The organism is Candidatus Nitrospira bockiana (assembly GCF_965152565.1).
Genome location: NZ_OZ224215.1, coordinates 4,119,163 through 4,136,821 on the forward strand (window position 1 = coordinate 4,119,163; position 17,659 = coordinate 4,136,821).

At 68.0% G+C, this 17,659-nt stretch carries 16 protein-coding genes; all 16 read right to left on the reverse strand.

Translation table 11 applies throughout. The annotated features are described in order from the left end of the window. Positions 1 to 73 precede the first annotated feature (73 nt). The 16 genes from ACWHYV_RS20225 to ACWHYV_RS20300 all read right to left on the reverse strand — a co-directional run bounded on the left by ACWHYV_RS20225 (position 74) and on the right by ACWHYV_RS20300 (position 17,649). Positions 74 to 1,813 carry a class I adenylate-forming enzyme family protein gene (locus ACWHYV_RS20225; protein ID WP_447978294.1) on the reverse strand — a complete coding sequence of 580 codons (1,740 nt, stop codon included), beginning with the start codon at positions 1,811 to 1,813 and terminating at the stop codon, positions 74 to 76. Beyond that, positions 1,788 to 2,939 carry a citrate/2-methylcitrate synthase gene (locus tag ACWHYV_RS20230; protein ID WP_447978295.1) on the reverse strand — a complete coding sequence of 384 codons (1,152 nt, stop codon included), beginning with the start codon at positions 2,937 to 2,939 and terminating at the stop codon, positions 1,788 to 1,790. The genes ACWHYV_RS20225 and ACWHYV_RS20230 overlap by 26 nt, the downstream gene beginning before the upstream one ends. Then, entirely contained in the window at positions 2,936 to 3,838 is a 903-nt protein-coding gene (prpB, locus tag ACWHYV_RS20235; protein ID WP_447978296.1) for a methylisocitrate lyase, read from the reverse strand. Before prpB ends, ACWHYV_RS20230 begins: the two co-directional genes overlap by 4 nt. Next, a complete protein-coding gene (locus tag ACWHYV_RS20240) occupies positions 3,831 to 5,234 on the reverse strand; it encodes an MmgE/PrpD family protein (protein ID WP_447978297.1) in 1,404 nt (467 codons plus the stop codon). Before ACWHYV_RS20240 ends, prpB begins: the two co-directional genes overlap by 8 nt. Positions 5,235 to 5,326: 92 nt before the next feature. Then, positions 5,327 to 6,103: an enoyl-CoA hydratase-related protein gene (locus ACWHYV_RS20245; protein ID WP_447978298.1), complete on the reverse strand. Its 777-nt coding sequence runs from the start codon at positions 6,101 to 6,103 to the stop codon at positions 5,327 to 5,329. Between the two features lie 46 nt (positions 6,104 to 6,149). Beyond that, positions 6,150 to 6,917 (reverse strand): methylmalonyl Co-A mutase-associated GTPase MeaB, encoded by a 768-nt coding sequence (gene meaB / locus ACWHYV_RS20250; protein ID WP_447978299.1) that lies wholly within the window; start codon positions 6,915 to 6,917, stop codon positions 6,150 to 6,152. Then, positions 6,914 to 7,843 carry a hydroxymethylglutaryl-CoA lyase gene (locus ACWHYV_RS20255; protein WP_447978300.1) on the reverse strand — a complete coding sequence of 310 codons (930 nt, stop codon included), beginning with the start codon at positions 7,841 to 7,843 and terminating at the stop codon, positions 6,914 to 6,916. The genes meaB and ACWHYV_RS20255 overlap by 4 nt, the downstream gene beginning before the upstream one ends. After that, the gene (locus tag ACWHYV_RS20260) at positions 7,840 to 8,646 is read right to left on the reverse strand and encodes an enoyl-CoA hydratase-related protein (protein WP_447978301.1); all 807 of its coding nucleotides are present in this window, start codon (positions 8,644 to 8,646) and stop codon (positions 7,840 to 7,842) included. The genes ACWHYV_RS20255 and ACWHYV_RS20260 overlap by 4 nt, the downstream gene beginning before the upstream one ends. 62 nt (positions 8,647 to 8,708) lie before the next feature. Next, positions 8,709 to 10,307: a carboxyl transferase domain-containing protein gene (locus ACWHYV_RS20265; RefSeq protein ID WP_447978302.1), complete on the reverse strand. Its 1,599-nt coding sequence runs from the start codon at positions 10,305 to 10,307 to the stop codon at positions 8,709 to 8,711. A 1-nt stretch (position 10,308) separates the two neighbouring features. Further along, entirely contained in the window at positions 10,309 to 10,725 is a 417-nt protein-coding gene (locus ACWHYV_RS20270; RefSeq protein ID WP_447978303.1) for a cobalamin B12-binding domain-containing protein, read from the reverse strand. Beyond that, positions 10,722 to 11,564 (reverse strand): MBL fold metallo-hydrolase, encoded by an 843-nt coding sequence (locus ACWHYV_RS20275; protein WP_447978304.1) that lies wholly within the window; start codon positions 11,562 to 11,564, stop codon positions 10,722 to 10,724. The genes ACWHYV_RS20270 and ACWHYV_RS20275 overlap by 4 nt, the downstream gene beginning before the upstream one ends. A 61-nt stretch (positions 11,565 to 11,625) precedes the next feature. After that, positions 11,626 to 13,221, reverse strand: coding sequence for an acyl-CoA mutase large subunit family protein (locus ACWHYV_RS20280; protein ID WP_447978305.1), 1,596 nt, complete (start codon positions 13,219 to 13,221; stop codon positions 11,626 to 11,628). Between the two features lie 85 nt (positions 13,222 to 13,306). Next, on the reverse strand, positions 13,307 to 14,167 hold the full coding sequence (locus ACWHYV_RS20285) for a 3-hydroxyacyl-CoA dehydrogenase family protein (protein ID WP_447978306.1): 861 nt from the start codon (positions 14,165 to 14,167) through the stop codon (positions 13,307 to 13,309). Further along, entirely contained in the window at positions 14,164 to 15,357 is a 1,194-nt protein-coding gene (locus ACWHYV_RS20290) for a thiolase family protein (RefSeq protein ID WP_447978307.1), read from the reverse strand. Before ACWHYV_RS20290 ends, ACWHYV_RS20285 begins: the two co-directional genes overlap by 4 nt. After that, on the reverse strand, positions 15,354 to 16,523 hold the full coding sequence (locus tag ACWHYV_RS20295; RefSeq protein WP_447978308.1) for a dihydrolipoamide acetyltransferase family protein: 1,170 nt from the start codon (positions 16,521 to 16,523) through the stop codon (positions 15,354 to 15,356). Before ACWHYV_RS20295 ends, ACWHYV_RS20290 begins: the two co-directional genes overlap by 4 nt. Before the next feature lie 121 nt (positions 16,524 to 16,644). Continuing rightward, complete coding sequence (locus ACWHYV_RS20300; protein ID WP_447978309.1) at positions 16,645 to 17,649, reverse strand: alpha-ketoacid dehydrogenase subunit beta; 1,005 nt, start codon at positions 17,647 to 17,649, stop codon at positions 16,645 to 16,647. Positions 17,650 to 17,659 lie beyond the last annotated feature (10 nt).

The following is a 17,659-nucleotide window of genomic DNA, read 5'->3' on the forward strand; positions in this document are numbered from 1 at the left end:
TCGGAAAGGCCCTGACGGCCGCGTCAACCGGCCGCGGAACGCGCTATAGGCGGTGTCCGTACGAGTAATTGTTCTAGGAGGAGGAGGGACCCTGCTCGGGGGCGAAGGATGATCCGGGCCGGCCCGGAGTCGAGTCGTCTTTGAACTGGCGGTCGCGGTAACGCGCGAGCGTCGGAGCCAGCCGCGCTTTCAGCTCCAGTCGTTTCGGTTTTCCCGTCGTCGTGTAGGGGACCTCGTCGCCGAAGAGGACGATCTTGGGCTGTTTGAAGTAGGGCAGGCGGGGCCGGCAGAAGGCGAGGATCTCCGCTTCCGACGGCGGAGCGGCGGGATCGCGGGGCACGACGTAGGCCGCGATCTCCTCCCCGTAGTACCGGTTGTCGAATGGGATCGCCAGCGCGCACTTCACGGCCGGATGGCCCTTGAGCACGTCGTCGATCTCGAGCGGAGAGACGTTGACGCCGCCCCGGATGATCAACTCCTTCAGCCGTCCTGAGATGAAGAAGAACGACCGGCCCTGCTCGTCGCGGAGGGCGAACCCTTCGTCCCCGGACCGAAACCACCCCCACTGAAACGCCGCCGCATTGGCATCCGGACGTTTGAAGTACCCGCGGCACACGGTGCGCCCGCGAATACAAATCTCGCCGCGCTGTCCCTCGGGAACCCTCCTGCCCTGGGCATCGAGAATCGCCATCTCGTTGTGGCGAAGGGGGACCCCGATCGAGGGATAGTCGTACGCGGTCAGCCAACGGCGCCGTGCGACCGCGGAGAGATCGGCCGGCAAGAAGCACGAATAACAGGTGGTTTCCGAGAGGCCGTAGCCGTGGCGGACGGCCACGCCGAATCGCTCTTCGAACCGGGCGGCGGTCTCCTTCAGCAACGGGCCGGCCCCGCAGATGACCCCTTTGAACCGATCGAGCGGATGGCGGCCGACGTCCGCGTGCGCTTCCAGCAGGAATTCCAGCAGGGTCGGGACGACGCTCACGCACGTGACCCCTTCCTCGTGGATCCGCCGCCAGAAGGGCGCCGCTTTGAATTTTCGGTTGAGGACGACGCCGCCGCGGCAAGCGAAGGGCGTCACGAGCGTCACCACGGTCCCGTTGACGTGGTGGATCGGCAGCACGCACATCAGGCGGTCGTCGGGACCGAAGCCGTGCCAGCCGGCGATCGCGTCCGCGTCGATCAGCAGGTTCTCGGCGGTCAGGATGACCCCCTTCGGCGCCCCGGTGGTCCCCGAGGTGTAGACGATGAGCGCCTCGTCGTCGAGGGAGGCTCCCGGCTCGGCGGCCGGCCACGCATCGGACGCCGGCGCGAGGTCCTCGTCCCCGACCGCGACCACGTGCCGCAGCCCCGGCACGTCCGCTTGCCACGCGCGGATGTCCTCGACGGCGTCCCGCCAGCCGAACACCGCCTTCGCCTCCGAATGCTCCAGGATGTAGCGCTTCTTCTCGGGCGTCTCCTCCACGTTGATGGGGACGACCGCGGCGCCGATCGTCCAGGCGGCAAAGTAGACCAGCACCGTCTGGTCGTGGTTGAACAGGACGGTCGCGAGCCGGTCGCCGCGGCCGAGGCCGAGCCGGTCGCGCAGGAAGCCGGCCAGGCCCGCGACCTTGCGTCCGAATTCGCCGTAGGTCATCGCCCGCCGAAGCCCGCGATCGTCGTCGTAGTAGGTGAGGAAGGGCCGCGTGACGAGGGCCGGATCGCGGACGCGCGCGCGGACGAGGTCGGCGAAGGAACGCCACGGCAGGCTGAACGGCGGGCCGTCCATTTGACGCGCCCGGTCGATCGGATCACGAACGTCGATCGAGAGGGACATAGGGTTGCGGCGGCGGCCCGGTGTAGAGCGCCCGCGGCCGGATCAGCCGGTTGTGGTCGTGTTGTTCGATCACGTGCGCGCACCATCCCGCGATCCGCGAGCAGACGAACACGGGCGTGTAGAGATCGCGGGGAATCTCCATCAGCAGGTACGCGACCGCCGTATAGAAATCGAGGTTGGGGTACAGGCCCTTCTCCTGCTGCATGATGCGATCAATGGTATGGGCGATGTCGTACCAGCGCGTGTCGCCCACGAGGCGGCTCAACTCTTCGGCGCGGCGTTGGATGATGCCCGACCGGGGATCGCCCTTCTTCAACACGCGGTGGCCGAAGCCCATGATCCGCCGTTTGTGCGCCAAGGCCTCGCGCACCCACGCCTCGGCCCGGTCGGGCCGGTCGATCTCGCGCAGCATCGCCGCGACGGCTTCGTTCGCGCCTCCGTGCAGCGGGCCCTTCAGCGTCCCGACCGCGGTGGTCACCGCGGCATGGAGATCACTGAGCGTGGAGGCGGTGACGCGAGCCGCAAACGTCGAGGCGTTGAATTCATGCTCGGCGTAGAGGATCAGCGACACGTCGAGCACGCGGGCCATCGCCTTCGCGGCCGGATCGCCGTGCTTGCCGGTCAGCAGATAGAGCACCTGCTCGGCGAAGCCGAGGTCCGGCCTCGGCTGGACCTGGGGCTTGCCGGCGGCCAGGCGATGCGCCGCGGCGATGAACAGGGGGATTTGGGCGAGCAGCCGGATCGACTTGCGAAGGTTGGCGTCGTGGGACCCGTCGCCGGCTTCCGGGTCGGTCATCCCCAGCAGCGAGACGCCGGTCCGCAGCACGTCCATCGGATGCGCGGTCGGGGGGACGACGCCGATGAACGCGTCGACCGGGCCGGGCAGACGCCAGTTGCTCCGAAGCCGCCCGGTGAAGTCGTCCAGCTCCTTGCGGGTCGGCAGATGGCCGACCAGCAGCAGCACGGCGACCTCTTCGAACGTCGCGTGGTCGGCCAGATCTTCGATGGCATAGCCGCGATAGCGCAGGCCGGACGATCCTTCATCGACCTGGCACAGCGCACTCTCGCCGGCCAGCACCCCTTCCAGTCCCGGGCTGTAGCCCGGATGTGGCGCGTCAGCCGTCATGTCCCGCTCCGATCACACGGCGTCGGCTCGCGCTCGTACTCGGCGTACCGGAGGACCTCGTACAGTTGCTGCCGGGTCTGCATCCGGCCGAGCCATTCCCGCTGGGTCCCGGTCTGCCGCAACTCGGCCAGCATGGCTTCGACGGCTTTCGCGGCGACGCGAAGCGCCGTCACCGGAAAGAGCACGAGGCGATAGCCCAGCGCCTCGAATTCCCGGGCGCTGAGGTACGGCGTCTTGCCAAATTCCGTCATGTTGGCGACCAAGGGGACGGTCCCCGCGGCCTTCCGCATGCGCTCGGCAAAGCGGCGGAACTCGTCGGCCGACTCCAAGGCCTCGGGGAAGATGGCATCCGCACCGGCCTGCACGTACGCTTCGGCGCGCGCGAGCGCCGCCTCGATCCCGTCGACGGCCCGGGCATCGGTCCTCGCCACGATGACGAAATCCCGATCGCGGCGCGCCGCCGCCGCCGCCCGGAGCTTCGCGACCATCTCGTCGACCGGCACCAGGCGCTTGCCGGGAAGATGCCCGCACTTCTTCGGCATCTCCTGATCCTCCAATTGGATGCCGGCCACGCCGGCGCGCTCGAACTCCTCGACCGCGCGCGCGACGTTCAGCGGCGGCCCGAACCCGGTGTCGGCGTCGGCGATCGCCGGGATCCCGACGGCGCGCGCGATCGCCCCCGCATCCGCCGCCATCTCGGTCATCGACAGCAGCCCGAGGTCCGGGAGGCCGCGCGCGGCGGCCAGCGCCGCGCCCGAAATGTACATCGCCTCGAATCCCGCGCGTTCGATCTGCAGCGCGGTCAGCGCATTGAAGGCGCCGGGCAGGACCAAGGTCCGCGTCCCCACGAGGTCCCGCAGGCAACGGCCGGGGCTGGGGTTCCGCCCTCCGTCACTCACGGTCCGACACCTTCAGCAGCGGCATCAGCTCACCGATGTCCGAGAGGGTCTCGAATTTCCAGACCGTCTCGGCGACGGCCGTGGCCGCGGCCGCGCCGACGACCGGGACGGACAGGGCCATGAACTTCTCTTCGAGCTCGCGATCCGACATGGGATTCTTGGGATGCCCGAGCGGATGCTCCACCTGTCTCGTATAGCTCCGGCCGGTCGCCGTCCGCACCGTCACCCGGGTGGGCATCGCGGCCGGGTACCGGTCGACGAAGGCGGCCTCCCGCACGACTTTCACCCGCTGCATCATCGCCTGAAGCGCGGGATCGTCGAGGCGATCGGAGTCGAAGGAATGCAGGTCCACGACGCCGTCGCGAAGCGCGACCGCCACGCAGTAGGGAAAGCTGTGATCGGCGGTCTCCCGCGTTTTCGGCCGCCACTTCTCCTCGTCCTTTCCGATGATCTCGATCGCGACGTCATAGCTGCCGACCTCGATCTGCTCGATCGCCTCGACCGCCGTCGGGCCTTCGGCCGCGAGTAGATCGCTTCGAAGCGCCAACGCCGCCTCCACCGCGGTCTGCGCATGGTACTCGACCGGGAAATGCTTGATGTACGTCTCCCGGATCTTGAACGGGACGGTCGCGGCCCCGTCCTGATCTCCGCCGAAGGCCGCCAGCTCCAACGGGCCGGACACGAGCTTCATGAACCCTTTCTCGCCTTCGAAGATCGGAGACGGCCCGGTCATGCCTTCCCGCGCCAAGAGCGCCGCAAAGACCCCGTTGCGGGCGGCATTGGAGAAGGCGCACGCCTTCCACATGCTCATGTCGCCGACGCGCGTCTGCCGGAGCGCGACATTCGACACGCCGGCCAGATTGATCGCTTGCCGGGTCTGCTCGTCGGTGAACTTGAGGACCTTGGCCACGCCCAAGGCCGATGAAAACGGCCCGTACGTCACGTGGTCCCACCCACGAGGCCGCAGGCCGGCCGCGTCACAGAGCCGGCAATGGACCTCGTACGCCACGACGAGACCTTGGATGACGCGCTGGCCCGACTTGTGCGCGAGCTCCCCGGCGGCGAGGACGGCCGGGATGTTGTCGGAGGGGTGGGCGGGTTCCTTGGAGAGGTAGGTGTCGTTGAAGTCGAGATACCGCACGAGGGCGCCGTTGGCAAAGGCGGCGAGGTCGGGCGACGTCTTGTGGGCGGTGCCCCAGATCGTCGCGCCCTCCGGCACGCTCACCGAGGCCGCGACCCGCCGCGCGATCCGGCAGGGGTCGGCATCCCAGGCCCCGAACGCGCAGGCCAGACTGTCGAGGATCCTCCGCTTCACCTCGTGGACGACCTCCTGCGGCAGGTCGTCGTAGCACACCGATCGCGTGAATCGGGCAAGACGTTCGGCAATCGTCGTCATCTCGCGCTCCTGAGAAGTGTGGTCCGTTAGGTCCGTTGAGTCGGTTCAGTCCGTTCGGGTCCCGGAGCTGCAAAGAGCACAGGGGATTGATGCTACCCCTCGAACTTCGGCTCGCGCTTCTCGAGGAAGGCGCGGGTGCCTTCTTTCTTGTCCGGTGACTCGCACAGTTCGCCGAACAGCTCCGCCTCGCGCGCCAGGCCCACCGCCAAGGGGCTGTCGAGCCCCGAGCGGATCGCGCGAAGCGCGCACTGGATCGCCAGACGGCCCCGCGCCTTGATGTCCCCGGCGAGCGCCTCGGCCTCCCGGAGGAGCTCGGCCGGGAGCACCACGCGGTTCACCAGCCCAAGCGCGACGGCGTCCTGCGCGGCGATCGTCGCCCCCGTCAAGATCAGCTCCGCCGCCTTCGACGGCCCGACGATCCGGGGGAGCCGTTGCGTACCGCCGAAGCCGGGAATGAGACCGAGCTTTACTTCGGGAAGACCGAGCACGGCCCCTGCCGCGGCGACCCGGATGTGACACGCCAAGACGAGCTCGAGCCCGCCGCCGACGCACGTCCCGTTGATCGCCGCGATCACCGGCTTGTCGTACCGTTCGATGCGGTTCAGCAAGGCCTGCCCTCGACCGGCGAATTCCGATCCCGCCAGGGCGGTGTTCACCGTGGTCAGCTCGTTGATGTCCGCCCCGGCGCAGAACACCGTCCCCGTCCCGGTCAGGACCACCACGCGAACACGGGTGTCCCCCTCCAGGGCCCCGAAGGCCCGGTCCAGCTCCTTCAGCATCGCGGACGTGAGCAGGTTGGCCGGCGGGTGATTGAGCCTGACCCAGGCCACTTGCCCTCCGATGTCGACGTTCACGAGCTGCTGGACCATCGATCCTCTCGTTGGCACGGCTCGAGCATGGCCGTCCACAGGGGCCTCAGGCCGACCGCCCGGCCCCGTGCCGGTCGATCGCAGCGATCAGCTCCGGGATCCCTTCCCCTTTGAGGGCCGCCGTCCGGATGACCTCGGGGCACCACTCACGGAGATCACGCAAGGCCGCATCCGCCCCCTCCCGATCGGCCTTGTTCACGACGACGATGTGGGCCACTTCGAACAGGCCGGCTTTCATGGCTTGGACCTCGTCCCCCAGGCCGGGTGCCACGACCGCGACGACGACGGGAGCCACCTTCGCGATCTCCAGCTCGTCCTGTCCCACCCCGATCGTCTCGACGAGCACGATCTGAAAGCCGGCGGCCCGTAAGACCACCGCCGCGTCACGGGTCGCCGCGGCAAGGCCGCCGTGGCATCCGCGGGTCCCCATGCTGCGAATGAAGACGCCGGGGTCCGCCGCATGCGCCTGCATCCGGATGCGGTCCCCCAAGATGGCCCCGCCGGTCACCGGGCTGCTGGTATCGACGGCCAGTACCGCGACCGTCTTGCCGCCGCGACGGTACGCGGTGATCAGTTGATCGATCAGCGTGCTCTTCCCCGCCCCGGGGTAGCCGGTGATGCCGACCACCGTTCCGCCACGAGCCGGCGCCGGAAGCCGCGCGAGGGCGGCGGCCCCTCGGGGGTCGTCGTTCTCGAGCCACGTCACGAGCCGCGCAATCGCGCGCGGGCGCTGCGCGCGGACGCCGTCGACCACATCGGCGACCTCGCCCTGCGCGGTCGGGGCTCCCGTGGCGCCGGCCTCGGCCATCGTCATGCATCCCCGCTCGGCCGGCTCTCGACCGCCTGGGAGACGCGCGAGGCCAACGCCCGACCCAAGTGGGGCAGCAGACCTTTCGCCGCCGAGACAACCTGACGCTCGTCGACCCGGATCTCGGCGCCCGACGCCTTCAAGGCGTGGACCAGGTCTTCGGTGGCGACGTTGCCCGCCGCTCCCGGAGCGAAGGGACACCCGCCCAATCCGCCGGCCGACGCATCGAAGGCCGTGATCCCATATTCGAACCAGGCGGTCAGCGCGTTGGCGATCGCCAAGCCGTAGGTGTCATGAAAATGGAGCGAGAGCCGCCGCCGATCGAGGCGCGGGAGCACCCGCTCCAACACCCGTCTGACGTCGGGGGGCGCCGCCTTGCCGATCGTATCCCCCAGGGAAATCTCCTCCACGCCAAGATCAAGCAGCCGCTCGACGACGTCAAGCACGTTCGAAGCCGGGATGACCCCCTCATAGGGGCAGACGAACGCCGTCGAGACATAGCCGCGCACCGCGATGCCGTCGCGTCTGGCTCCCGCGACCACCGGCTGGAACCGCCGCATGGACTCGTCGATCGTCGCGTTGATGTTCCGTCGGGTAAAGGCGTCGGAGGCGGCGGTGAAGACGGCGATCTTCGTTAGACCGACCGACCGGGCCCGTTCGAGCCCGCGTTCGTTTGGCACCAACGCCGAGTACACGACGGCGGGCGCGCGCTCGATTTTCCGACACACCTCTTCGGAATCGGCCAACTGCGGGACCCGGGCCGGCGACACGAACGCCCCGACCTCGATCTCGGCCACGCCCGTCCGGGACAGGGCGTTGATGAAGGCGACCTTGTGTTCGGTCGCCACCGTCCGGGGCTCGTGCTGCAAGCCGTCGCGCGGCCCGACTTCCGTGATCCGAATCGGGCCGGCCGCCGCGTTCGCGGTCATCATGGCCGGGACCCGTCCGGCCTCGCCCCCGCCCACCTCGGCGGCCGCTTGTCGAGAAAGGCCTCGAGCCCCTCGTGCGCCTCGGCTGACAGCCGCGCTTGGACGTTTGCCCCGATCGCCGCCGCCGCTTGGTCCGGCCCTTCCAGCAGGCGCATCCGCCGGATCAGCGCCTTGGTCTCCCGCACGGCACCGGGCGCGGCCCGCAGGGCGGCGGCCTCGAGCTCCGCGATCCTCTCGTCGAGGCCCTCGTTCGGGACGACGTCATGGACGAGGGTGAATTGCCGGGCGACGGCCGCCGAGAACGGATCCCCCGTCAGCGCGTACCGGCGCAGGAACGATTCCCCGGTCTTGCGCAGGAGGAACGGCATGATGACCGCCGGCACCAACCCGAGGCGGACCTCGCTCAAGGTGAAGCTGGCATCCTGCCGCGCGACCACCATATCGCAGACGGCCATGAGGCCGACGCCGCCGCCGAACGCGGGGCCTTGCACCCGCCCGATGACCGGGCACGCGCAGGCGTCGATCGCCTGATACAGCCGCATCAGGAGCTCGGCGTCTCCGCGCGCACGCTCTTCCGACGGCGCCCCGGCCGCCTTCATCCACTGAAGATCGGCGCCCGCACAAAAGACCGGCCCCTCGGCTCCCAGCACCACTGCGCGGACGGCAGGGTTCTCACTGGCCGCCTCAAAGACCTCGGCCAGCTCGCGCACGAGCTCGGCGGTCAAGGCGTTCCGCCGGTCCGGCCGGTTCAGAGACACGCGGAGGACGGCGGCCTGCTGCTCGACGCGAAGCCCCCGCACGGCCATCGCCGGACTCGTCGGCCGTCGACCGATTGATCGTTCACGGTCTGTCACGTAGATCGCTCCGCTTACATCCGGTACACCGGCGCCCGGGTCTCCTTGATCGGCGCCGCCATGGCGAGGTCCAAACACAGACCGACCACCCGGCGCGTCTCGACCGGATCGATGATCCCGTCGTCCCACAGACGAGCCGTCCCGTAGTAGGGGCTGCCTTCCCGTTCGTATTGCTCGGCGATCGTGTCCATGATGCGGCGCCGGGCCTCGTCGGTGACGGCGCCGGCCTTCCCGTCGCGCGGCTGCTTCACCGCGACAAGCACGTGGGCCGCCTGCTGCGCGCCCATCACCGACACCCGCGCGTTCGGCCACACGAACAGGAACCGGGGATCGTAGCCGCGGCCGCACATGGCGTAGTTGCCCGCGCCGTGCGAGGCGCCGATGACGACCGTGATCTTCGGCACCTCCGCCGTGGCCACCGCCTGGACCATCTTGGCCCCGTCCTTGATGATCCCACGCGCTTCGTACTCACGCCCGACCATGAATCCCGTGATGTTCTGGAAAAAGAGCAGCGGGATCTTGCGTTGCGCGCAGAGCTCGACGAAATGCGTCCCTTTCAACGCGGCCTCGGAAAAGAGGATCCCGTTGTTCGCCAGGATGCCGACCTGATGGCCCATCCACTCCGCGAAGCCGCACACCAACGTGGGGCCGTAGCGCGCCTTGAACTCCTGGAACCGGCTGCCGTCGACCAGGCGCGCGAGCACCTCCCGCGCGTCGACGACCTCCCGCGGATCGCGGGGCACGACCCCATACAGCTCCTCGGCCGGATACAACGGCTCGTCGACGCCGGCTCGCCGGGGCTTGGCCGGCTTCCTCAGCGTGGCCACGATGCTCCGGCAGATCTCCAGCGCCTCCCGGTCGTCCTCCGCCAGGTGGTCGCTGACCCCCGAGAGCCGGGTGTGGAGATCCGCTCCACCGAGCTCCTCGGCCGTCACCTCTTCGCCGGTCGCCGCCTTGACGAGCGGCGGGCCGCCGAGGAAGATCGTTCCCGTCCCCTTGACGATGATGTTCTCATCGCACATCGCCGGGACGTACGCGCCCCCCGCCGTACACATCCCCATCACGACGGCGATCTGCGGGATGCCGAGCGCCGACAGGCGGGCTTGATTGTAGAAGATGCGCCCGAAATGGTCTTTATCGGCGAACAGCTCGGCCTGGAGCGGCAGGAAGACGCCGCCCGAATCGACCAGATAGATGGCCGGCAGGCGGTTCTCCAGCGCGATGTGCTGGGCCCGCAGGTGCTTCTTGATCGTCATCGGGAAATACGTCCCGCCCTTCACCGTCGCATCGTTGGCGGCGATGACGCACGGCCGCCCCGAGACAAAGCCGATTCCGGTGATCAGCCCGGCAGCCGGCGCCTGATCGTCGTACATCCCGAACGCGGCCAGCGGGCTCAGCTCCAGCCATGGTGCGTCGGAATCGAGCAGGGCCTTGATGCGCTCGCGGGCCGTGAGCTTCCCGCGCTTCTTGTGGAGCGCCACCGCGTCGACCGGCCCCCCGGTCTGGACTTGGGCCAGATATTTCCGCAGATCGGCGACCAGGCTCTGCGCGTGCGCCTGGTTGCGTCGGAACTCCTCGGAGCCCACCGCCACGGACGTGCTCAGCACGCGCATCTCAGCCTCCTCGGTGCGGCCGTCGCAGGCCCTTGACGAAGTCGATGATCTCGTTCATCGGGGTCCCGGGCCGAAACAGCGCCCGGACGCCGGCCGCCTTCAAACGCGGCATATCCTCGTCCGGAATGATGCCGCCGCCGAACACGACGACGTCCTCGGCCCCCTGCTCCTTGAGCAGCTCGAGCACGCGAATGAAGAGCGTGTTGTGCGCGCCGGAGAGCATGCTGAGGCCGATCGCGTCCACGTCTTCCTGGATGGCGGTCGCAACGATCTGCTCGGGCGTCTGGTGAAGCCCCGTGTAGATCACCTCCATCCCGGCGTCCCGCAGGGCCCGGGCGATCAACTTGACGCCGCGGTCGTGGCCGTCCAGCCCGACCTTGCCGATCAAGACCCGCAGGGGCGCGACCACCACCGTCATACCTGCACCTCGTCGAGCACGTACTTGCCGTCGATGTCCTTGCGCAGGTAGCCGCCGTGGACCGACGGATCGTGCTCGAACAGCAGCAACCAGCGCTCCGCCAACGCGCGATCGAGCAGCCGGCGCTTGCTCTCCAGCGTCCGCAGCGGATAGAGGTCATAGCCCATGATGTAGGGCAGGGGCAGATGCGCGACGGTGGGGATGAGATCGCCGAGGTAGAACGCCGTCCGCCCTTCGGATTCGATCTTCACCCCCTGGTGCCAGCGCGTATGGCCGTCGGTGACGACCACCGAGACGCCCGGCAGCAGCTCGGTCTCGCCGTCCAGGAACTCCCACAGGTTCACGTGCGCGACCGGTGTGAAGTTCTCCCGGCGGTAGCTCGCGCGGGTCCGTTCGTTGGCCCGGGCCGCATCCTCGTACTCGCCGCGCTGGACGAAATACTTGGCCTTGGGAAAGGCCGGGACGAGGCCGCCGTCGCCGTCACGCAGCGTGTTCCCGCCCGCATGGTCGAAGTGCAGATGCGTATTGATCACCATATGGACGTCTTCCCGGGCGACTCCCAGGCGCTTCAACGACTCCTCGAGCGGCGGGCGCCGGTCCACCGCGAACCGCTGCCGGAACGCGTCGTCCTCCTTCCCGCCCAAGCCGGTGTCGACGAGAATGTTGCGGCCGTGGGCGCGGATCAGCAGCGGGTGCAGCCCCAGGGCGATGCGGTTCTGCTCGTCGGCCGGGCAGCACCGCTCCCACAGCACCTTGGGCACCACCCCGAACATGGCTCCGCCGTCGAGCCGAAAACGCCCGTCGGTGAGCATATGAAGCTCGAACGCGCCGAGTTTCATCGCTTCGCCGGACCCCTCGGCCCCTGTCTCGCCGTCAGCGTCATGAACACACGAGGCCGCCTCACAGCACCACCGGCTCGCGATACGTGCCGAAAATCTCCTTGAGCGCGGCACTGATCTCCCCGAGCGTCGCATGGGCCTTGACGGCGTTGATCAAGTACGGCATCACGTTCTCACTGCACGCGGCCGCTTCCTGCAGCTCCTCCAAGGCGCCCGCCATCTTGTACGGATCGCGCACCTTCCGCAGGTCCGAGAGCCGGGCGATCTGCTCGCGCTCGATCTCAGGGCCGAGCTTCAAGATCGCGAGCGGCCGGGACTCCGGCTCGACGTACTCGTTGACGCCGACGATGATCCGCTCCTTCTGCTCGACCTCGCGCTGGTACCGCTGGGAGGCCTCGAGGATCTCACGTTGAGGAAACCCGCTCTCGATCGCGTTCACCATGCCGCCCAGCTCGTCCAGTTTCCGGAAGTAGTTGCGCGCCCCCTCTTCCAGCCGATTGGTCAGCGCCTCCACGTAGTACGACCCGCCCAACGGGTCCACGGTGTTCGTCACCTCGCTCTCATGCGCGATGATCTGCTGCGTGCGGAGCGCCAGCTTCACCGACTCCTCGGTCGGGAGCGCGAGCGTTTCGTCCATCGAGTTGGTGTGGAGGGACTGGGTGCCGCCGAGGACGGCGGCGAGCGCCTGGAGGGTGGTGCGGACCACGTTGTTCATCGGCTGCTGGGCCGTGAGCGAGCAGCCGGCGGTTTGCGCGTGGCAGCGAAGCTGAAGCGACCGCGGGTCCTTCGGCTGGTACCGCCGGGCCATCTCGCGCGCCCACAGCCGCCGCGCCGCCCGGAACTTGGCGATCTCTTCGAAGAAGTCGTTGTGGACGTTGAAGAAAAACGAGAGCTGCGGCGCGAACCGATCGACCTCGAGGCCGGCCTGCACGGCCGCCTCCACGTACGTCAGCCCGTCATACAGCGTAAACGCCAACTCCTGCACGGCGGTCGATCCCGCCTCCCGGATGTGATAGCCGCTGATGCTGACCGGATGCCACTTGGGTACGCGTTCGGCGCAGTAGCCGAGGGTATCCACGATCAGGCGCAGCGACGGCTGCGGTGGGAACAGCCATTCCTTCTGGGCGATGTACTCCTTCAGGATGTCGTTTTGCAGCGTCCCGCCCAAGCGCTCCAGAGGGATGCCGCGCCGTTCCGCGACCGCCAGGTACATGGCCAACAGGATCGCAGCGGGGCCGTTGATCGTCATCGACGTCGTCACCTGATCGAGCGGAATGTGCTCGAACAGCCGATCCATGTCGGCGAGCGACGAGATCGAGACCCCGCAATACCCCACTTCGCCGTGGGCACGGGGATCGTCCGCGTCCAGCCCCATCAGGGTCGGCATGTCGAAGGCGACGCTCAGGCCGGTCTGGCCGTGCTCCAGGAGGTACCTGAACCGCCGATTGGTGTCCTCGGCCGACCCGAAGCCCGCGAACTGCCGCATGGTCCACAGCCGCCCGCGGTACATGGTCGGGTAGACGCCGCGCGTGAACGGGTAGTCGCCGGGACGTCCGAGGTCCGCGTCCGAAGACCAATCTTTCAGGTCATCGGCGGTATAGCACGGCTGAATGTCGAAGCCGGAGAGGGACGTGAAAGACGGTTTGCGTTCGGGCATGAGAGACCCTGTCGTCGTTCGCTCCGCTCATTCCGTTGGTCCGGCAACGAAACCACGCGGTCCGAACGGACACAACGGACGAACCTTATTGGTACACGTAGAACCCCTTTCCGGTCTTCCGGCCCAGCCATCCCGCCTCGACGTACTTCCGCAGCAAGGGCGCCGGGCGGAACTTGGGATCGCCGATGTCGTGGTGCAGGACCTCGCAAATCGCCAGGACCGTGTCCAAGCCGATGCGGTCGGCCAGCGCCAACGGGCCGACCGGATGGTTGGTTCCCGCCGTCATCGCGAGGTCGATGCCCTCGGGACCCGCGGTGCCTTCCTGAAGCAAGAAGACCGCTTCGTTGATCATCGGCATCAGCACGCGGTTGACGATGAACCCCGGCGCGTCCTTGCAGACGACGGGCGTCTTGCCGAGCCGCTTGACGACCTCGAGCGCGAGCTCGGTCGTCTCCTGGGACGTCGCGACGCCCCGCACGACCTCGACCAGCCGCATCACCGGCACGGGATTCATGAAGTGCAGCCCGATGACGCGATCCGGACGTCCGGACGCCGCCCCCAGCCTCGTGATCGAGATCGACGAGGTGTTGCTCGCCAGCACGGTCTCGGCCGGGCAGAGCAGGCCCATTTGACCGAACAGGTCGACTTTGAGCTGGGCATCCTCGGGAACCGCTTCGATGACGAGCTGGGCATCCCGGATGCGCGCCAGGTCCGCGATGGGGCTGATCCGCGCCATCACCGCGCCGATCTGTTCGGGACGGATCGCCCCCTTTTCGGCCGCGCGCCCGAGCGATTCACGGATCTTCTTCAGCGAGGCGTCCAGCGCCGTGTCGCTGACGTCGACCAGTTGCACGTGCCAACCGGCGACGGCCGCGACCTGCCCGATGCCCCGGCCCATCTGGCCGGAGCCGATCACCGCGACCGCCCTGACGTCTTCGATCCTCATCCCGGCTCGCGTTCGATCAGGATCGCCAAGGCCTCCCCTCCGCCGATGCAGAGGCTCGCCACCCCGCGCCGCAACCCGCGGGCCTCCAGGGCATAGAGGAGCGTCGTGAGAATGCGCGCCCCGGTGGCGCCGATCGGATGGCCCAAGGCCACGGCGCCTCCGTTGACGTTCACCTTCTTCGGATCCAGCCCCAGCTCCCGGTTCACCGCGATCGACACCGCCGAAAAGGCTTCGTTGATCTCGAACAGGTCGATGTCGTCCACCGAAAGATTGGCGCCCGCGAGCAGGCGCTTCACGGCTTCGACGGGCGCAATGGTGAACCACTCCGGCGCCAAGGCGGCGCCGGCATACCCGACGATCCGCGCCATCGGCCGGAGCCCGCGGCGCTCGGCCTCCTGCTCCGCCATGACGACGAGCGCGGCCGCCCCGTCGTTGCAGGCCGGCGAGTTCCCCACGGTCAACAACCCCTGGGGCCGAAAGGCGGGCTTGAGCGCGCGCATCTTGCCGAGGTCCGCGCGGTTCGGCTCTTCGTCCTCGGCGACCGTCAGGGGGCCGCCTTTCTTCTGCGGCACCTCGACGGCGACGAGCTCGCGTTTGAACGCGCCCGTGGCCATGGCCTCGCGCGCCCGGCGGTAGCTTTCGAGCGCATAGTCGTCCAGCTCAGCCCTGGTGAGCCCGTACTTGGCGGCGCACAGCTCGCCGCAGTCGCCCATGTGCATGTCGTTGTAGACGTCCCAGAGGCCGTCCTTGATGAGACTGTCGACCACCTCCGCGTGCCCGAGCCGATATCCTTGACGCGCCTGCTGCAGCAGGTACGGCGCCCGCGTCATGCTCTCCATGCCGCCCGCGACGACGAGCCGCGCCTCACCGAGCCCGATCGCCTGCGCCGCCATGATGACGGTCTTGAGACTCGATCCGCAGACTTTGTTGACCGTCGCCGCCGGGACGGAATGCGGGATCCCCGCACCGATCGCGGCTTGGCGGGCGGGCGCTTGCCCGAGGCCCGCGGTGAGCACGCAGCCCATCAGGACCTCGTCGACGGCCTCGGGGGCGAGCGCGATCCGTGTGAGCGCCTCGGCGATCGCCACGCTGCCCAAGGTTGTCGCGGGAACCGAGCTGAACACGCCGTTGAAGCTGCCCATCGGCGTTCGCACGGCGCTGACGATGACGGCCGGCTGTCGTCGTGTCACAAGCACGCCTCCCATCGGCTCTGCTCCAGGTAATGCTTGACGCGTGCCATGAAGCGATCGGCGGTGGCGCCGTCGATCACCCGGTGGTCGAAGGACAGGCTGAGATACGACATCGGACGAATCGCAATGGCGTCGTCGATGACGACGGCGCGCTTCTGGACGGCGCCCACCCCGAGGATGGCGATCTGGGGCTGATGGATGATCGGGGTGCTGAACAGACTGCCCATTCCGCCATGATTGGTGATCGTGAAGGTGCCCCCCTGCACCTCTTCGGGACTCAAGCGCTTGGTGCGCGCGCGCTCCGCCAGGTCAGCCACTTCCTTGGCCAACTGCGACAGCCCCTTGCGATCGGCGTGGCGGACGACCGGCACGAGCAGGCCGTCCTCGAGCGCGACCGCGATGCCCATGTGCACGTCCTTTTTCACCGCGATGCCGCGGTCCGTCCACGACGAATTGAGCACCGGTACGTCCTTGATCGCGCGGGCGACGGCGTGGATGACGAACGGCAGATAGGTGAGCGACCGGCCCTCTCGGAACTTGGCGATCGCCGAGCAGTCCGCCTCGAAGAACGTCGCCACGTGCGCGGAGGTCTGCTTGCTCTTGACCATCCGCTCGGCGATCGTCTTTCGCATCGCCGTGATCGGAAGCAGCTCCTCCTCGGCCTGCGCGGGCGCCTCGTCGCGTCCCGCTGCCACACGCGCCGGCTGCGCTTCGGCCGCGGGCCGCGCTTGGCCCGCTTGCCGCTGTGCGACGACATCCAGCACGTCCTTCTTGGTGATCCGACCGCCCGCGCCGGTCCCCGTGATCCGGCTCAGGTCCACCCCGTGCTCCTTGGCGAGCTGCCGCACGGCCGGGCTGTGATGATCCCCTTCGGGCTGGTGCCGGACGACGACCCCGCCGACCCGATTGACCACGCCGGTGGCCGCCTCTTCCGCCTCGATGCGGCCGATCACGGTGCCGACGGGCACGACGTCTCCTTCCTTGTAGAGAACCTCCGTCAACGTCCCGGCCGCGGGCGACGGGATCTCGAGCGAAACCTTGTCGGTCTCCACCTCCAGCAGGGACTGATCCTTCTCGACCCGCCCGCCCTGGGCGACGAGCCATTTGACGATCGTCCCTTCCGCGATGCTTTCCCCGAGTTGGGGCATGAGAATGTCGGTGGCCATGGCGTTGTAAGTAATGTTAACTGTTAATCGTTGTTCGTTAAACGGGAGGACAGAGCGACGTTTCTCACGCTCATTTCAGTGACCTGCTCGAATAACGAATAACGTCCATCGAATAACGAACTCAATACGCCGCCAATTTCCTTGCCGCCTCCACGACGTCGGTGGTCTTCGGCAAGAAGAACTCTTCCAACGGCGTGCTGAACGGCACCGGCGTGTCGGGGGCCGCGATCCGGACGATCGGGCCGTCGAGCGCATCGAAACACTCTTCGGCCAGGAGGGCGGCGATCTCCGCGCCGATCCCCCCCGTCTTGTTGTCTTCGTGAAGCACGATCGCCTTGCTCGTCTTCCGGACCGACTCGAAGATCAGGTCCTTGTCGAGCGGGACGAGCGTCCGCAGGTCGAGCACCTCGAGGTCGATCCCTTCACCCGCCAATTGTTCGGCCGCCTCGAGCGCCAGGTGCACCATCGCCCCATACGTCACCACGGTGAGGTCACGGCCCGTGCGCTTGATCTCCGCTTGTCCGATCGGGACGATGTAATCCTCGGCCGGCAACACGCCCTTGATGCGGCGGTAGAGGAACTTGTGCTCGAAATAGATCACCGGATTGGGGTCGCGAATCGCCGCCTTCAACAGACCTTTGGCATCGTAGGGGGTCGACGGGGCGACGAGCTTGAGGCCCGGCGAGTGGAAGAACCAGCCCTCGGGGCACTCGGAGTGAAACGGCCCGCCGTGCACCCCGCCGCCGAACGGGGCGCGGATCACCAGCGGGACCGGAGCGCGCCAGCGGTAATGGTTCTTCGCGGCGACTTCGGTGATCTGGTCGAATGCGCAGGAGATGAAGTCGGCGAACTGCATCTCCACGACCGGCCGCATGCCCATCATGGCGGCCCCGATGGCCGCGCCGACGAAGCCCGACTCCGAGAGCGGCGTATCCAGCACGCGCCACTCGCCGTACTTCTTCTGAAAGCCCTCGGTGATCCGGAAGGCGCCGCCGTACGGGCCGATATCCTCCCCCATCAGGAACACCCGTTCATCGCGCGCCATCTCTTCGTCCAGCGCCTGGGAGATGGCTTCGAGATAGGTCACCTCGGCTTGACCTGCTGCGGGAGACACGCGTGTCGTCATGATTCCCTCG

What these genes read in the sequence shown, in the direction of transcription:
- ACWHYV_RS20270 (WP_447978303.1), bottom strand. Translation starts at nt 10,725, where the DNA reads ATGACGGTGGTGGTCGCGCCCCTGCGGGTCTTGATCGGCAAGGTCGGG.
- ACWHYV_RS20240 (WP_447978297.1), bottom strand. Translation starts at nt 5,234, where the DNA reads ATGACGACGATTGCCGAACGTCTTGCCCGATTCACGCGATCGGTGTGC.
- meaB (WP_447978299.1), bottom strand. Translation starts at nt 6,917, where the DNA reads ATGACGATGGCCGAGGCCGGCGCCACGGGAGCCCCGACCGCGCAGGGC.
- ACWHYV_RS20300 (WP_447978309.1), bottom strand. Translation starts at nt 17,649, where the DNA reads ATGACGACACGCGTGTCTCCCGCAGCAGGTCAAGCCGAGGTGACCTAT.
- ACWHYV_RS20230 (WP_447978295.1), bottom strand. Translation starts at nt 2,939, where the DNA reads ATGACGGCTGACGCGCCACATCCGGGCTACAGCCCGGGACTGGAAGGG.
- ACWHYV_RS20245 (WP_447978298.1), bottom strand. Translation starts at nt 6,103, where the DNA reads ATGGTCCAGCAGCTCGTGAACGTCGACATCGGAGGGCAAGTGGCCTGG.
- ACWHYV_RS20275 (WP_447978304.1), bottom strand. Translation starts at nt 11,564, where the DNA reads ATGAAACTCGGCGCGTTCGAGCTTCATATGCTCACCGACGGGCGTTTT.
- ACWHYV_RS20260 (WP_447978301.1), bottom strand. Translation starts at nt 8,646, where the DNA reads ATGGCCGTGCGGGGGCTTCGCGTCGAGCAGCAGGCCGCCGTCCTCCGC.
- ACWHYV_RS20225 (WP_447978294.1), bottom strand. Translation starts at nt 1,813, where the DNA reads ATGTCCCTCTCGATCGACGTTCGTGATCCGATCGACCGGGCGCGTCAA.
- ACWHYV_RS20285 (WP_447978306.1), bottom strand. Translation starts at nt 14,167, where the DNA reads ATGAGGATCGAAGACGTCAGGGCGGTCGCGGTGATCGGCTCCGGCCAG.
- ACWHYV_RS20280 (WP_447978305.1), bottom strand. Translation starts at nt 13,221, where the DNA reads ATGCCCGAACGCAAACCGTCTTTCACGTCCCTCTCCGGCTTCGACATT.
- ACWHYV_RS20295 (WP_447978308.1), bottom strand. Translation starts at nt 16,523, where the DNA reads ATGGCCACCGACATTCTCATGCCCCAACTCGGGGAAAGCATCGCGGAA.
- ACWHYV_RS20255 (WP_447978300.1), bottom strand. Translation starts at nt 7,843, where the DNA reads ATGATGACCGCGAACGCGGCGGCCGGCCCGATTCGGATCACGGAAGTC.
- ACWHYV_RS20265 (WP_447978302.1), bottom strand. Translation starts at nt 10,307, where the DNA reads ATGCGCGTGCTGAGCACGTCCGTGGCGGTGGGCTCCGAGGAGTTCCGA.